The 16264-nt window shown below is 64.6% G+C and carries 12 protein-coding genes; 6 read left to right on the forward strand and 6 right to left on the reverse strand.

Translation table 11 applies throughout. From position 1 onward, the window contains the following. Positions 1 to 467 precede the first annotated feature (467 nt). From HV744_RS27695 to HV744_RS37665, 3 genes are all read right to left on the reverse strand, one after another. The gene (locus HV744_RS27695) at positions 468 to 1220 is read right to left on the reverse strand and encodes an IclR family transcriptional regulator (RefSeq protein WP_175152556.1); all 753 of its coding nucleotides are present in this window, start codon (positions 1218 to 1220) and stop codon (positions 468 to 470) included. Between the two features lie 100 nt (positions 1221 to 1320). Further along, complete coding sequence (locus HV744_RS27700) at positions 1321 to 1554, reverse strand: acyl-CoA dehydrogenase family protein (RefSeq protein WP_175152557.1); 234 nt, start codon at positions 1552 to 1554, stop codon at positions 1321 to 1323. 61 nt (positions 1555 to 1615) lie between these two features. Continuing rightward, on the reverse strand, positions 1616 to 2530 hold the full coding sequence (locus HV744_RS37665) for a CoA transferase (protein WP_246279220.1): 915 nt from the start codon (positions 2528 to 2530) through the stop codon (positions 1616 to 1618). Positions 2531 to 2942: 412 nt separating this feature from the next. Between HV744_RS37665 and HV744_RS27715 the strand changes: the two genes are divergently transcribed. The 4 genes from HV744_RS27715 (at position 2943) to HV744_RS27730 (ending at position 6699) form a co-directional block, all read left to right on the forward strand. After that, the gene (locus HV744_RS27715; protein WP_175152558.1) at positions 2943 to 4355 is read left to right on the forward strand and encodes a cytochrome ubiquinol oxidase subunit I; all 1413 of its coding nucleotides are present in this window, start codon (positions 2943 to 2945) and stop codon (positions 4353 to 4355) included. Positions 4356 to 4390: 35 nt separating this feature from the next. Continuing rightward, complete coding sequence (gene cydB, locus HV744_RS27720; protein WP_175152559.1) at positions 4391 to 5395, forward strand: cytochrome d ubiquinol oxidase subunit II; 1005 nt, start codon at positions 4391 to 4393, stop codon at positions 5393 to 5395. Continuing rightward, a complete protein-coding gene (locus tag HV744_RS27725) occupies positions 5370 to 5561 on the forward strand; it encodes a hypothetical protein (RefSeq protein WP_175152530.1) in 192 nt (63 codons plus the stop codon). The genes cydB and HV744_RS27725 overlap by 26 nt, the downstream gene beginning before the upstream one ends. Before the next feature lie 334 nt (positions 5562 to 5895). After that, complete coding sequence (locus HV744_RS27730) at positions 5896 to 6699, forward strand: response regulator transcription factor (RefSeq protein WP_175152560.1); 804 nt, start codon at positions 5896 to 5898, stop codon at positions 6697 to 6699. Between the two features lie 96 nt (positions 6700 to 6795). On the opposite strand, the gene HV744_RS27735 is transcribed toward HV744_RS27730, so the two are convergent. Beyond that, on the reverse strand, positions 6796 to 8721 hold the full coding sequence (locus HV744_RS27735) for an ATP-binding response regulator (RefSeq protein ID WP_175152561.1): 1926 nt from the start codon (positions 8719 to 8721) through the stop codon (positions 6796 to 6798). Positions 8722 to 9096: 375 nt separating this feature from the next. Between HV744_RS27735 and HV744_RS27740 the strand changes: the two genes are divergently transcribed. Continuing rightward, positions 9097 to 9888 (forward strand): hypothetical protein, encoded by a 792-nt coding sequence (locus tag HV744_RS27740; RefSeq protein WP_175152562.1) that lies wholly within the window; start codon positions 9097 to 9099, stop codon positions 9886 to 9888. Positions 9889 to 10082: 194 nt separating this feature from the next. After that, complete coding sequence (locus HV744_RS27745) at positions 10083 to 13493, forward strand: alpha/beta fold hydrolase (RefSeq protein WP_175152563.1); 3411 nt, start codon at positions 10083 to 10085, stop codon at positions 13491 to 13493. Between the two features lie 129 nt (positions 13494 to 13622). Here HV744_RS27745 and HV744_RS27750 read toward each other — a convergent pair whose 3' ends face one another. After that, a complete protein-coding gene (locus HV744_RS27750; RefSeq protein WP_246279221.1) occupies positions 13623 to 15083 on the reverse strand; it encodes an FAD-binding oxidoreductase in 1461 nt (486 codons plus the stop codon). Continuing rightward, positions 15080 to 16069 carry an isopenicillin N synthase family dioxygenase gene (locus HV744_RS27755; protein ID WP_175152564.1) on the reverse strand — a complete coding sequence of 330 codons (990 nt, stop codon included), beginning with the start codon at positions 16067 to 16069 and terminating at the stop codon, positions 15080 to 15082. Before HV744_RS27755 ends, HV744_RS27750 begins: the two co-directional genes overlap by 4 nt. Positions 16070 to 16264: the final 195 nt, after the last annotated feature.

The raw sequence follows: 16264 nt of genomic DNA on the forward strand, positions 1-16264 counted from the left end.
ACCATCGCGCGGCACACGACAGGACGCCGGTTCAAGCACGGCCTGCCCTGCACTGCATGTTCATGACGGATTCGCGACGCGCGCCGGAAGGTCTCTCACGGGCGCGTCGGCATGACTATTCGAAACGAATAACGGGAATAACGACTTGAATGGTTGGCTACGCGGCGCGCGGGCCGCTCGAAGCGTGCGTTCACTCGAAAACGCCGATAGCTGGCTGTGTGCATGGTAGAGGCAAACCCATCCGTTGGCTAGCTGGCGACCCAGAGGAAGTCGGTTCGAATGGGCTGATTGTCGGTTGATGACGGGCCGCGGCTCGATCCGTGTTGAACCGCATGCGGCGTGCCCGCGCAAGACGGCGCTGCTGGCGGCATGGGGCGTGCGCGGACTGCACATGGCGTTGCACCCGAGCCGCACGCATGCCGCGTCGGGCACACAAGCAAGCGCAAGCGCACGGCGGATCGCCGGGCCTAGTCCACTTGTTCCTGCTGCTCCTGCACTTCGATCGCCTGCTTCACACGCAGCAAGTGCGCGGCATGCGCCTTCTGACCTTTCTGAATGCGCTCGGTCGGCCCCACCACCGAAAGCCCATACAGATCGCCGCCGATCGTCACCGCCACCGCGATCGCCGACAGCTCCGGCGCGCTCTCGCCGAGATTGGCGCACCAGCCCTTCGCCTTCGCCGCCGCCGCTTGCGCGACGAGCGCGGGCAGATCGGCCACCGTCGCCGCGGTAAAGCGTTCGAACGACAGTTGCGCGCCGAGCGCCTGCTGCGCGGCCGCATCCAGCTCGCCGAAAATCGCCTTGCCGATCGAGTTCGCATGCAGGGGCCGCAACTCGCCCGGCGTACGCGTGTAGCGAATCGCCTTGGTCGACTCCACCACGTCGAGATACACCACGGCGGTGCCCTGAATCTTGCCGAGCACCGCAGTCTCGCCGCTCGCATCGCGCAACTCGACGAGGCGCGGATGCACGATCTCGACCACCGGATCGACCGCATTGATCGCACTGGCGAGCATCTGCAAGCGCCGCGTCGGATAGTAGCCGCCGCGCTTCCTGACCTCGACCAGATAGCCGCGGCTCACCAGCGTGCGAGCCAGCGCGAGACAGCTCGACACCGGCACGTTGAGCAAACGCGCCAGTTCGGTGAGCGGCAGCGGCCGTTGCTCGGCGGCGAACAATTCGAACAGGTCTAGCGTTCGGGCAACGAGTTTGACATCCATGGCGGTCGGGAGAAACGTCAGTACGACTTCGGCAGGCCCAGCACCTTCTCCGCGATGAAACACAGGATCATCTGCGGACTCACGGGCGCGAGCCTCGGAATCATACACTCCCGCAGATAGCGTTCGACGCTTCGGTCATGCCGAGGCCGGAGCCGCCATACTCCGGCGCCATCGCGATGCCGAGCCAGCCCGCGTCGGCCAGCGTGCGATGGAAGTCATGCGGGAAGCCGCCTTCGCGATCGCGCACGAGCCAGTACTCGTCGCCGTATTGTTCGCAGAGCTTTTCGATGGCGGCCCGAATCGATTGCTGGTCTTCAGTGAGTTCGAAATTCATTTCAACGTCCCGTGAGGTACTTGCGTTTCATGGAGCACGCGCAGCGCGCAACACGGCGCGCTCAAAGCGGAAACACGCCGACCAGCACCGCGGTCAACACCATGATGACGGTGGCGGCGAAAAGAAACGGAATCGTGAACTTCTGGTGCTCGGCGAGTTCGACGCCCGTCAGGCCGACGATCAGAAACGTCGCGGGCGTCAACGGACTGACCGGAAAGCCGGTCGTCATCTGGCCGAGCAACGCGGCCTGCGCCATCTGGATCGGCGGCACGCCGAGCAGCTTGCCGCTCTCGGCGAGCACCGGCAGGATGCCGAAATAAAACGAGTCGGGATCGAACAGCAGGCTGAGCGGCATCGACACGAGCACGAGCACGAGCGGCATATGGCGCGCATGCTCGACCGGCACGTGTTGCACCAGCACCTGCGCCATCGCCGTAAGCATGCCGGTGCCGGACATGATGCCGGTGAACGCGCCGGCCGCGAGCAGCACGCTCGCCATCATCAGCGCGGCCTTGGCGTGCGCGTCGATGCGCTCGCGCTGCTGCCTGACATCCGGAAAATTGATGATCAACGCCGCGACCGTGCCGAAGCCGGACACCCGGCAATGCACGAGCCGCGGAAAACGCTCCTGCAGCGTGTCATAGCCGAGCCCCCAGCGCTCCAGCGTGCCGATCTTGAAGTTTTCGACCAGCACGTCGGCGCTGTCGAGCAATTGCAGCAGCTTCGCGCGTTCGCTTTGCTGCGTCAGGTCGAGCGCCACGCCCAGCTTGTTGCGGTTCACGCCGAGGAAGTACGAGGCCGTGTCGCCGTCGAACGGCGGGCCCCAGGTGCGGGTTTCGTCGCCGTTGGGCGGTTCGACCTTGATCACGTCCGCGCCGTGGTCGGCGAGGATCTGCGTGCAATACGGACCACCCAGCACGCGTGACAGATCGACGATGCGAAGGCCCGCGAGCGAACCCGGCGTGAGATTGAGCAAGGCTTGTCTCCTGATGGCCGGCTGACGGTAGCGGCCATTAATTCCTGCATGTGAATAAAACTTTATGCTCAGGAAATGTTGAAGTCAAGCGGGCCACGGGCAAACACCAGGTCCTGGCCAGTGCGCACGAAGGCGGCGACGCGCATTGCTGCAGCGCGGTCGATTGACGCAGTTTCAGCGCAGACGGGCAGAACCAGCACGCAAAGATAATCAGGAAAACTTGATACCCATCAAAGAGTTGTCGCCCTAAGAAGCAAAATCGGCTTAAAACAAGGTGGTTTTTTGACGCACGTCGCGGTGCAGCAGAAAGTTTCCTCATCCCCTACTCTTGCGCCATCTGCCAACCGCAGTGCGCACCGACACCGGTCGACGCGCGTAGTCCGCTCTCGCGGCCATCACGCACAACACGCTCATGAACTCAGCACTATCGGCATTCGATCTCGCCCGCATCCAGTTTGCGTTCACCGTCTCGTTTCACATCGTGTTTCCGGCACTCAGCATCGGCCTCGCCAGTTTCATTGCCGTCCTCGAATGGCGTTGGCTGAAAACCGGCAAGGCGTACTACAAAGATCTTTGCCTGTTCTGGTCAAAGATTTTCGCAGTGGCCTTCGGCATGGGCGTCGTCTCCGGGGTGGTGATGAGCTATCAGTTCGGCACCAACTGGTCGGGCTTCTCCAGTTTCGCGGGCCCCATCACCGGACCGCTGCTGATGTACGAGGTCATGACCGCGTTCTTTCTCGAAGCGGGCTTCCTCGGCATCATGCTGTTCGGCTGGCAGCGCGTGAGTCCGCGCGCTCACTTCGGCGCCACGCTGTTGGTGGCGATCGGCACGCTGATCTCGACCTTCTGGATTCTCGCGTCCAATAGCTGGATGCAGACGCCGCAAGGCTTCGAGGTCGTGAACGGCCACGTCGTGCCGCTCGACTGGTTCAAGATCATCTTTAATCCGTCGTTCCCGTACCGGCTCGCGCATATGGCGCTCGCGGCGTTCATCGTCGGGGGGCTGGTGGTGTCGGGGGTGGGCGCATGGCATCTGCTGCGCGGACGGCGCGATCCGGCCGTGAAGAAAATGTTCTCGATGGCGCTATGGCTGCTGCTGATCCTCACGCCGATCCAGGCGTTCGTCGGCGATCAGCATGGTCTGAACACGCGCCAGTATCAGCCGGCGAAGATCGCCGCGATCGAAGGCCTGTGGGACACCGAAAAAGGCGGCACCGCGCTGAACCTGTTCGGCATTCCGGACATGAAGGCGGAGACCACCCGCTACGCCGTGTCGATTCCGCACCTGGGCAGCCTGATCCTCACGCATAGCTGGGACGGCGAAATTCGCGGCCTCAAGGAATTCCCGCCGCAGGACCGCCCGAACTCGACGGTGGTGTTCTGGAGCTTTCGCATCATGGCCGGGCTCGGCGTGCTGATGATCGTGATGTCGCTGGCCGCGTGGGCGCTGCGCCGCCGCGAACGCCTGTTCGAATCGAAGTGGTTCCAGCGCTGCGCCGTCGCGATGGGCCCGACCGGTTTCATCACGCTGCTGGCCGGCTGGGTCACCACCGAAGCGGGCCGCCAGCCGTGGGTCGTGTACGGCGTGATGCGCACCTCGCAGGCCGTGTCGCCGCTGAGCACGCAACAAGTCGGCATCTCGCTGATGGCCTTCGTGGTCGTCTACTTCCTGGTGTTCGGCACCGGCATCTACTACATGCTCAAGCTGATGCGCTCGGGTCCGGCGCTGCCGGGACTCACGCCGCATGGCGGGCCGCGCCATGAGCCGAATCAGACCGCGCGCCGCCCGCTGTCCGTCGTCGAGCAGATGATCGACGCCGCCTGAGTCGAACCATAACCCAACCACTTGCGAGAAAGAAAATGGACGTAACCGTCGTGTGGGCCGCGATCATCGCGTTGGGCCTTTTCATGTACGTCGTGCTGGACGGCTTCGATCTGGGCATCGGCATCGTCTTCCCGTTCTTCCCCGACGAGAAGGAACGCGACCTGATGATGAACACCGTCGCGCCCGTCTGGGACGGCAACGAAACCTGGCTGGTGCTCGGCGGCGCCGCGCTGTTCGCGGTGTTTCCGGTGGTGTATTCGACCGTGCTGTCCGCGCTGTATCTGCCGCTGATCTTCATGCTGGTGTGCCTGATCTTTCGCGGCGTGTCATTCGAGATCCGCGCCAAGGCCAATCGCACCAAACACCTGTGGGATCTCGCGTTCATCGGCGGCTCGGCGGGCGCGACGTTCTTCCAGGGCATCGTGCTGGGCGCGTTCCTGCAAGGCATTCCGGTGACCGACGGCGCCTATGCCGGCGACGCGTTCGGCTGGCTCACGCCGTTCAGCCTGCTCACGGGCCTCGGGCTGGTCGTCACCTATGCGCTGCTCGGCTGCTGCTGGCTGGTGGCGAAGACCGAAGGCGATCTGCAACGCCGGCTGCATCGCGTGGTATGGCCGCTCACGCTGGTGCTGCTCGGCTTCATCGCGCTGGTCAGTCTGTGGACCCCGCTGCAGGACCCGACGATCGCGCAACGCTGGTTCCATGACAACCTCTTCTACCGTCTGCTGCCGGTGCCGTTCCTCGTGGCGATCTGCGCGTTGTTCATGTATCGCGCGGTGCGTGCGCGGCATCACAACACGCCGTTCGCGCTCGCGCTGCTGCTGGTGCTGCTCGGCTACGCGGGGCTGCTGGTGAGCCTGTGGCCGTATGCGATTCCGTCGAGCGTAACGCTGTGGGAAGCGGCCGCGCCGCGCTCGAGCCAGACCTTCACGCTGGCCGGCGCAGCGGTGATTCTGCCGATCATCATCGCCTATACGACGATGGGTTACTGGGTATTTCGAGGCAAGGTGCGTCATGGCGACCAACATCATTACCACTAAGCCGAGCGGCTCGAACACCGCTCGCCACGCGTCCCCTGTGCGCAGACGCAAACTGCCGGGCTGGCTTTGGTTCATCGCGCTATGGTGCTTCGGCGTGGCGTCGGCGATGTCGCTCGGTTTCGCCTTCAAGCTCCTGATGAATGCGACGTTATTTGCGGTCAAATAAACTGCCGCTGGCGTGTGCTTTCATCCAGCGCGCATAACCTTTCGGAATCCTGCGTGGGCGGCTTCAAAAAGGAGCCGCGCGGCTCGTCTACGTAGCAAGCCGGAACCTATGCGCGGGAGACCTGCCTTACACTTGACGTGGCGCATCGAACCAGCCGGCGATCGTACCAATAGAGCGCGTCACGGGTGCGGCCAGCCGGACGGCGCGCCGCGCCGCCGATCGGCGCAAGCAACGCGGGGTAGCCGGCCATGATGCGGCTCACGAGGATAGAAGTACAACGAGACCCTACCACGGTGGTAGTCCACAACGGGCAGGCCCGACTCGCGGAGACATCATGAAGTTTCTTGTGGCCGACGACCATGAACTGATCCGGCAAGGCGTCAAGGGCATGCTGCGCGGACTCGACCCCGACGCCCAGTTCGACGAAGCCGATAGCTGGGAAACCCTCGCCAGCGCCGCGCGGCCCGACGCCGATCACGATCTCGCGATCGTCGATCTGCATATGCCGGGCATGACCGGCGCGTCGTCGCTCGAAGTGCTGTTGAAGGCGAACCCCGCGCTGCCGGTGGTCGTGCTGTCCGCCGAGGAGTCGCCGGACGAAATGCGCGCGGTGCTGGCCGCCGGCGCGCTCGGCTTCGTACCGAAGCGGCAGCCCGCCAGCGTGATGCTCAAGGCGATCGAACTGGTGCTGTCGGGCGGCGCTTATGTGCCGATGGAAGCGCTGAGCCTGCTGGGCTCGCGCGACGCGCCGGCGGCGCCGGCACGCGCTGAAGCGGCAACCACTGGGGCAATGGCTCAAGGCGCGGCTCAAAGCGGGGCTCAAGACACGGCCGTGCAGTCCGCCGATCGACAGGGGTCCGGCCAGGGCGGCGCCACGCTCACCGAACCCATCACGCAAGTGCCGGCGCTGCAGCCGCATCAGCAGCATCTGCTGGAAAACCTGTCGCCGCGTCAGCAGGACATCATGCGGCTCGTGCATCGCGGCTGGACCAACAAGATGATCGCGCGCGACCTGGGCGTCGCGGAAGGTACGGTCAAGGTGCATCTGTCGGTGATCTTCCGGGCGCTTGGCGTGCATAACCGGTCGACGGCGATCGCGGTGATCAACGGCTGGCTGGAAGCCGGCAAGACCTTGTAGCCGCCTTGTAGTGCGCTTGCCGCACTTAACGCGAAAGGCAAGGCAAAAGACTTTCTACGGGCGGCCATCACAGAGAGTCAGGCCGCCCGCCCCCGTCTACTTCTGCGATTCGCTTTGCGACTGCGTCTGCGAGCCAGACCCCGGTGCGCCCGGCGGCACGCTCGCCGCTTCGCCGATCGCGCCATGCTTCACGTCGCTCTGCGCGTCATTGCCCGCCACTTTCTCCCGCAACGAAAGCGCAGCCGCCGTCCGTCCCTTGTCCAGCTCGGCCTGCTGCCACAACATTTCCAGCGTGCGCCGCAAACGCGCGGGCGTCACCGGTTTATGCAGCACCGGAATGCCCTGTAACGCGAGCGCCGCCAACTCCGCCGACGCCATGTCGCCGGTAATCAGCAGCGTCACCACGTTGTCGTGCCCCGCGCGCGCGAGCACGCTGCGCACGGCAGTCAGCGCCTGCGCGCCGGTCCGGTGATTCGCCAACTGGTAATCGCATAGCACCGCATCCGGCACGAAACCGTTTTCGAGCGCCGCGAGCGCCTCGGCCTCGTCGCGCGCGCCGAGCACGCTGCACCCCCAGCGCCCCAGCAGACTCGTCAAGCCTTCGAGAATCGACGGCTCGTCGTCGATGCACAGCACGCGCCGCCCCTGCGCCGACGGACCGCCCGCCACGGCTTCATTCAGGCTCGCGACGATCCCGCCGGCGTCGCCCGCCTGCACCGGAAAGCGGAACACCGAGCCGCGGCCCGGTGCGGAGCACAGTTGCAGTTCGCCGCCGAGCATGCCGACCAGCCGCTTCACCGTCGGCAAACCAAGGCCGTGGCCCTGGCGCGCGTCGCGTTGCGGATTGGCGGCCTGATAGAACTCTTCGAAAATGCGCTGGTGCTCGTCGGCTGCAATGCCGATGCCCGAATCGCGTACTTCGATATAGCCGCCCGTCTGCCGCCCCGCGCGGCGAAAGCCCAGCCAGATCGCGCCGTCCTCGGTATAGCGCACCGCGTTCGACAACAGGTTGCTCAGCACGCGTTCGAGCAGCACGGGATCGTCGTAGACGACCATCGTGGTCGGCGCGATGCGCAACGCGAGTCCCTTCGCCGCGGCCTGCGGGCGGTACTGGCTGCCGACCCGCTCGAACAGTTCGGAGAGCCGGAAGTGCAGCCGGATCACCTGGGTCACGCCGCTTTCGAGCCGTGCAAGATCGAGCACCTGGTTGAACAGCTGATTCAACGCCTCGACGTTGTAGACGATGTGCTCGGCGGTCTTCGCATGCTGCGCGGGCGTCGCCGCGGTGTCGTTGAGCGACGCCGCCAGCAAACCGATCGCATGCAGCGGCTGGCGCAGATCGTGGCTGGCGGCGGCGAAAAAGCGCGTCTTCGCGAGACTCGCTTCTTCGGCGAGCCGCTTTTGCGCCGCCAGCGATTCCGCCAGATACTGCTGATCGATCCGCGCCTGCACGACCTGGCGGAACAGCTTGCGATAGCTCATCGCGTAGACGTTGATCGCGCAAAAGAAAAACGCGAGGACGATCGCGAGAATCGTGCGGTCGAACGTATGCGAGCCGAAGTGCAGCACGATCGACGGAAACAGCAGGAACGGAATCGCGGTCGAAAAGTTCAGCAGGTCGAAGCCGTTCGACATGAATACGCCGGCTGCCAGCGTCACGAGCATGACCGTGTGCAGCAGCGGCAAATCGGTTTGCGGACTCTGGAACGCGAACCACACCGCGAAGCCGGGCCCGCTATACAGCAACACGCCGCGCAACGCGTGCAGGTAGATCCAGTCGCGCGGCGAGACCAGATGGGGATAGCGGCGATTGAAGATCCACAGCGCGAGACTGCCGCAATTGGCAGCCGCATAGAAACCGAAGCACGCGATGAACAGCGGCGGCGACGGGATTCTCGGCCAATAGATCGCCACCAGCACCGCGATCGAAAACCAGTGCGAAAAGAAAGCGATCGGATCTTGTGCGTACAGCACGCGCACCAGGTCTTCGTCGATGGCACGCTGGATCGGGTCGGCCCGCATCGGGCGTTCTCCTTGTCGGGCACGGCAACTTCGGTGAGGGAGCGCGCCAGCCCGGCGACTCGGGCGATACGGGCCGGGCGGGGTGCGCCGGCGCTGCGCAGCGGGCACGGCATGGTGGGGCAACGGCGAAGCAATTGCGCGGGGCGGCGTTCCGGTGCGGCGGAGGCCCTCTCCTCAGACGAATAACACGTATCTCGTCGGAAGGTTTACCCGGCAGTTTACCCATCAGCTACCACTTAATCCATATAGGCGAAGAACTCGCCGCGAACCATACTGGATTCACATTCCAGCGCGGCTTCAACGCTCCACGCTTCCCTTGCCGGCCCGCAGTTGAGGCTCACCGCGCTCCTTGCCTGACCCCTCACGGAGGTTTTCATGGGCGCAGTTCCGAGCCACGAGTTCGTCCGCAATCTCGACGATGCGGTCCTGCCCGATCTGTGGCGCCGGCGCACCCGCTTGTCCGCCGACGAAATGGTATCGATGGTCGAACTGGTCAAGCGGGCGCTGCGGACCTATCACCCGCTCGAATTGCAGGCGCTCGGCGAGGACAAGGAAGAACTGATCGCGCAGTTCATCTACGCGAAGGTATTGCGCCTCGCGCCCGGCCACACGGAGACCCACGCCTGCGCGGACAGCGCGCCGTCCAACGGCTACGCGGTGTGCGCGTATTTCCGCCGCTATCTGATCGACTGCCTGCGCAGCGCCGGCCATCAACGCAACGTGTCGATGGAAAACGAAGGCATGGCGCAGGAAATCGATCTGCACGCGCACGCGCTGGAAGACCCGGTGGAAAGCGTGCTGCTGCAATACGGTCTCGACGAACAGCGCGTGCGGCTCGCGGCACGCGCGCTTATCGACAGCCTCGACGAGCCTGAGCGCATCGTGCTGGCCGGCAGCCTCGGCTGGTGCTCGGAAGGCAAAGGCGGCCTGTCGGCGGTCGCGGCTCAGCATCGGGTGCCCTCCTATCACTATCGCGCCGTCAAACTCGGCGTCACCATGAAAAAGACGGCCGGCGCCGAGGATTTTTCCAACACCAAGATCGGCCGCTGGCTCACAGACGTGCTCGGCATCGCGATCGACCTCGACAATCGCGTGGCCATTCTGCTCGCGCTGAACCTGCTCGCCGCCGAATCGAGCGACAGCGAAATGAATGAAGCGGCCGCGTAAGAGAACCTGACCACGCGGCAGCCGCCGCGGCGACACGCTGCACGCATCAGGCGCCGGGGCGGCGCGCCACGTACGACGCGCCTTTTTTTGTGAGCGCGCACCGCCTACGATAAAAAAGCCGCGGCCCAGCGCCGTCTTGCTTCCGAAGTCCGGCATCCCCTTTCCCGCATTTGATTCCAGACGAGGTGGTCCTGATGAACCGCTTATCGAGCGCCCCGACGGCGCTGAAAGAGCATTACGACGTGGTCGTGGTGGGTTCGGGCTACGGCGGTGCGATTGCCGCGAGCCGCATGGCGCGCGCCGGCCGCAGTGTGTGCGTGCTCGAACGCGGGCGCGAATTCATGGCCGGCGAATTTCCACGCACGCCGCTTCAAGGCACCGGGCAGATCCAGTACAACACCGCCGCCGCGCAAATCGGCTCGCCGCTCGCGCTGCTCGAAGTGCACGTGAACGAAGACGTGAACGCGGTGGTCGGCTGCGGCCTGGGCGGCACCTCGCTGATCAACGCGAACGTCGCGCTCGAAGCCGACCCGCGCTTATGGGACGACGCGCGCTGGCCGGCCGCGTTACGCGCCGACAAGGACGGCCGCGATCACGGCTATGCACTGGCCCGCGCGATGCTGCAACCGTCGCCGGTGCCCGCCGATTTTCCGCCGCTGCCGAAATTGCAGGCGCTCGAAAAATCGGCGCAGGCGCTCGGCATGGCCGACCGCTTCAGCCGCCCGCCGATCACCGTCACCTTCAAGGATGGCCCGAACGCTGCGGGCGTCGAGCAGAAGGCTTGCGTCGGTTGCGGCGATTGCAACTCGGGTTGCAACTACGAAGCGAAAAATTCGACGCACATGAACTATCTGCCCGATGCGGTCGCGCACGGCGCGCAGATTTTCACGGGCGCCGCGGTGCATTCGGTGGTGCGTGAGCCCGCCACGCAGCAATGGAAGGTGGGCTTCCAACTGGTGAAGCTCGGCCGCGAAAGCTATGACGCGCCCGATCTGTTCGTGAGCGCGGATATCGTCATCGTGTCGGCCGGCACGATCGGTTCGACGGCGTTGCTGCTGCGCTCGCGCAAACAAGGGCTGGGCACCTCGGACATGCTCGGCCAACACTTCACCGGCAACGGCGACGTGCTCGCCTTCGCGTACAACACCGACGAACCGATCAATGGCGTCGGCTGGGGCTCGCACGCCCCAGGCGAGATTCCACCGGTCGGGCCGACCATCACTGGCCTGATCGACAATCGCAACACCGCCAACGTCAAAGACGGCTATGTGATCGAAGAAGGCTCGCTCGCCGGCGCGGTTGGCGTGGCGCTCGTCGGCATGCTCGGCGCGGCCGCACCGCTCGAAGGCGTGGACGTGGGCGGAGCGCGATCATTGCATGCGCGGCTCGCCTACGAAGCACGCGGAATCGACAGTTGGCTGCGCGGCCCATATCACGGCGCGCTCAACCATACGCAAAGCTACCTGGTGATGGCACATGACGACGAAAGCGGCCAGATCAGCGTCGACGACAGAGGCCGCGCGCGCATCGCGTGGGAAAACGCCGGCAAGCAGCCGATCTTTCAAACGATCGAAGACACACTGAAGCAGGCGACGGTGCCGCTCGGCGGCAAATACCTGCGCAATCCGATTTCCACCGATATCCTCGGCAACCGGACCGTCACCGTGCATCCGCTCGGCGGCTGCGGGATGGGCGAAGAAGCGCAGCACGGCGTGGTCGATCACCAGGGCCGCGTGTTCAGCAGCGCGGCGGGCAACGCGGTGCATGAGGGTCTGTATGTGATGGACGGCGCAGTCATGCCGATGTCGCTCGGCGTCAATCCGCTGCTGACCATTTCCGCGCTGGCCGAACGCAATTGCGCGCTGCTTGCGGCCGCGCATGGCTGGTCGATCGACTATGCGTCCAAGGGGGACGCCGCCACGCCGCCTGCGCAAAAAATCGGCCTGCATTTCACGGAAACGATGGTCGGCACTTACACGCCGACGGTTGCGGGCGACGCCGCCAGGAGCCCGATCCAGTTCACGCTGACCGTCGAATCGGACGATCTGGCCGATATGCTCGGCAATCCGCAACATCTCGCCCGCACCACCGGCACGCTGACCTGCCCGGCGCTCTCCGCGCAGCCGATGACGATCAGCGACGGCACGTTCAACCTGTTCGTGGTCGACGAGTCGGACGTGGACGAGCGCAACATGAACTACCGGATGACGCTCAATGCGGTGGAAGGCAAGACCTTCTACCTGAGCGCGCAGAAGATCATCACGCGCACATCGCCGATCAATCTGTGGGAGCAGACCAATACCGCGTATGCCGAGATTCGCGAATCGCAGCAAGCCGACGCGCCGGTGCTTGGCAAAGCCACGCTGATCATCACGCCGGAAAACTTCCTCAAGCAGCAGCGCACGCTCGAAGTCACCAATGCGCCCGATCTGAAGACCCGCCTCGAATGGACGCTGAAGTTCGGCAAGTTCTTCGCCGGCGTGCTGTTCGACGAATACGGCGGCGTCGCCGCGCCGTTGCAGTTCTTCGACCCGAAGGCGACGCCGCGTCTGAAGCGGGCGCTGCGCGCGCCGGCGCCGCAAGTCGTATTCTTCGATACGCCCGACGGCACCACGCTGAGGCTCACACGCTATGTCGACCCCGCTCGCCAGGCGGCGCGTCCGGTGCTGCTGATTCACGGCTCGGGCGTATCGAGCCGCATCTATTCGACCGATCTGATCGCGACCAACATGGTCGAGTATCTTTGCGCGGCCGGCTATGACGTGTGGCTCGTCGATCTGCGCGTCAGCATCGAGATGCCGAGCGTGCTGGTGCCGACCAACGTCGACAAGGTCGCCCGCGAGGACATTCCCGCCGCCGTCGCCAGGATTCGCGAGCTGACCGGCGCGCAACAGATTCAGGCGGTCGGTCATTGCCTGGGTGGCCTCGCGTTGAGCATGTCGTTGTTGTCCGGACTCGAAGGCGTGCGTTCGGCGGTGATTTCGCAAGTGTCGACCCATCCTGTGCCGGGCACGTTGGAGAAGATCAAGGCCGGCCTGCACATCCCCGGCATCATGCAGTATCTCAAGTTGCGTGACCTGAGCGCGTATACGCAAGACGACTCGTGGCCCCAGAACCTGCTCGACGAAGCGCTCCGGCTTTACCCGATCGACCACGACGAGGGCTGCGGCAACCCGATCTGCCATCGCGCGACCTTCCTGTACGGCCTGCTCTACGAGCATGAAAAACTGAACGAGACGCTGCATGCCAATCTGCAGGAATTGCTCGGCGTGCACGATGTCGAGGTCTTCAAGCATCTGGCCGCGATGGTGCGAGCGGGCAAAGTCGTCGATGCCGAAGGCAAAGACGTCTACCTGACCGGGACGGACGGCATGAAGGGGCTGGAGGGGATGCGCCTGCCGATCGGCTTCATCCACGGCGACAGGAACGAAACGTATCTGCCGAAAAGCACCGAGCTGACTTTCGACATGCTGGTCAAGCAGTTCCCCGAACAGCCGTACGAGCGGCATCTGATTCCGGGCTATGGACACATCGACTGTATTTTCGGCAAGAACGCATCGGTGGATGTTTATCCGGTGATTGCGCGGTATCTGGACGCGCATTGACGTAGCACGAGTGCGGCGCATGCGGAGCGGCCCAGGATTCGATCAGCGCGTGTCGGGCACATCTTCGGTGGGCCCGACTGCAAGTGCGAGCTCGCCGCGATCGTTCTTCAATACGCGCCCCCACTGCGCTCAGAACAGCTTGCCCGGATTCAGAATGCCATGCGGATCCAGCGCGCGCTTGATCGCGACCATCGCCGCCAACTCCGCCGGCGAGCGCGAGATCGGCAAAAACTCGCGCTTGAGCAAGCCGATCCCATGTTCCGCCGACACCGAGCCGTGCAACGGCCCAAGCATCTCGTAGACGAACGCGTAGACCGCATGATGATCGACGCCGGCGATCGAATGGCCGTCGACGGTCACATGCAGATTCGAATCGCCGATATGCCCGAAGAAATACGACGCGTTGCCCGGCCAGCGCTGATCGAGCGCCGCGCGGCAGCGCTCGACGAACGCGCCGATCTCGCCGATCGGCAGGCTCACGTCGAAATTGATCGCGTCGAGGCGCACCGGAAACTCCGCGGTGCATTCGCGAATCGCCCACAACGCGCGCGCGTCGGCCACCGATTGCGCGATCACCGCGTCGCGGATCGCGCCCGTATCGAGCGCTTCGGTCAGCGCAGCGGAGAAACGTTCGCCGCCATCGCTCGAATCGAAGCTCGCGTGCTCGATCAGCGCATACAGCGGATGCGCGGCGGCGAACGGCGAACGCGTGCCGGTCAGCTTCACGCCGAAGTCGTAGAAGTCCGGCCACATGATCTCGAACGCGCCGATGTCGTTGCCGAAGCGCGTCGACAAACGGCGCAGCAGGTTCACGGCGGCGGCGTAGCCATCGAGCGCGACGAGCGCCGTATGGCGTGCCGCGCGCTGCGGATGCAGCCGCAACACCGCCCGCGTGATCACGCCGAGCGTGCCCTCGGAGCCGATGAACCAGTGCTTCAGGTCATAGCCGGTGTTGTTCTTGACCATCTTGCCGAGCGAGCTCAGCACGTCGCCGTTGGCGAGCACGACTTCGAGCCCGAGCACCTGATCGCGCGCGGTGCCCGACTGGATCACGCGATTGCCGCCCGCGTTGGTCGCGAGATTGCCGCCGACCTGGCACGAACCGCGTGCGCCGAGATCGAGCGCGAGTTCGAAACCCGCTTCGGCGGCAGCCTCCTGCGCGGTTTGCAACGTGGTGCCGGCGCGCACGGTCAGCGTCGCCGACGCGGTATCGACTTCTTCGACGCCGCTCAATCGTTCGAGCGACAACGCGATATCCGTGGCTCGCGCAATCGCGCCGCCCGCTAGGCCGGTCATGCCGCCTTGCGGCACCACCGGCTGATGCGCCGCGTGGCAGATCGCCAGCGCGCGCGAAACTTCTTCGGTGGTGCGCGGCAACAGCAGCGCCGCGGGACGCGTCGGCTCGTGACGGGTCCAGTCGGTCAGCGCGCGTTCGCTGATCTGTGCGCCGACGCGCACCGCGTCGGCGCCCAACGCGGCGCGCAATGCGTCGAGTGTCGACGCGAGCGGCGCGGCGCCGTGTGTCTCGCCGTTTGTGCCACCGTGTGTGCCACCGTGTGTGCCGCCGTTTGTCCCGCTGTGATCTGTCATGCAGTGGTTCCTTGCGTTCCTGCAACTGCGTGCTTCTTCCGATAGCCCATCGAATCGTTGATGCGTCCGAGGATATAGTCGCCCGCGGCGACCGGCTGATACCTGAGATCGGCGTCGCTCGTACCAAGCTCACGCGGATCGACCGTCGCGCCATAGGTCGGATCATAGAACGTCGCGATCGAATAGCGCTCGCGTCCCGACGCATTGATCACGCGATGCAGCGTGGAGCGAAAGCGGTCGTTGGTCCAGCGCGCGAGCAGATCGCCGACGTTCACCACAAAGCTGCCTTCGACCGGCGGCGCTTCCACCCACGTATCGTTGGCGATTTCGCGCACCTGCAGGCCGCCCACCTGATCCTGCCACAGCAACGTGATGCAGCCGTAGTCGGTATGCGGGGCGACGCCGAACTGTTCTTCGTCCGATTGGGGCGGCTGCGGCGGATAGTAGACCATCTGCGTGCGCTGCATCCGCTTCGTATAACGCGGCGCGAAGAAATTTTCAACGACGCCGAGGCTCACCGCCACCGCCCGCAGCAGATCGGCGCCGCACGCGCCGACCGCCTCGTAGTAGCCATACAGCGCGGTGCGCAGTTCGGGCATGAAGTCAGGCCAGTTGTTCGGCCCACGCAGCGCCTGGCCCGCGAGCACGTCGGGATCGTCATCGGGCAGCTCGAGCCCGATGCTGAAGAACTCCTTGTAGTCGGGCCGTTTCGCCTGATACATGGTGGCATCGCCGAGCGCATTGAAGCCGCGATGCCGATGATTGACCGCCGCGCGCCGCTTGGTCTGCGGCGGAAACGCGAAGAACGTGCGCGCCGCGTCGGCGGCGGCGTCGATCGACGCTTGCGGCACGCCATGATTGACGATGTAGAAGAAGCCGATCGTGGTACACGCTTCACGAATTTCCGCCGCGACACGCTGCAAAGCCTGCGGGTCGCCCGCGCGCACGCCGGCGAAATCGATGATCGGAATGCGGGTCACGGGCATCGCGTTGCTCCCTGAAGGGCGGTTGAATCGACTGACGAGAGCGGCGCACGAATCGCTTCGAGAAGAAGCGCAAACGCCGCCTGCATTGCCGTTGTATATACCGCCAAAAGCGCACCCGCAAGTTGCTTCTGATCCCTTCATATAAGGGCTTTTCTCTAGCCTCAGGTTTATTTATTTCGTGCGAAAAACGCGGTA

The sequence above is a fragment of the Paraburkholderia ultramafica genome (genome assembly GCF_902859915.1).
GTDB lineage: Bacteria > Pseudomonadota > Gammaproteobacteria > Burkholderiales > Burkholderiaceae > Paraburkholderia > Paraburkholderia ultramafica.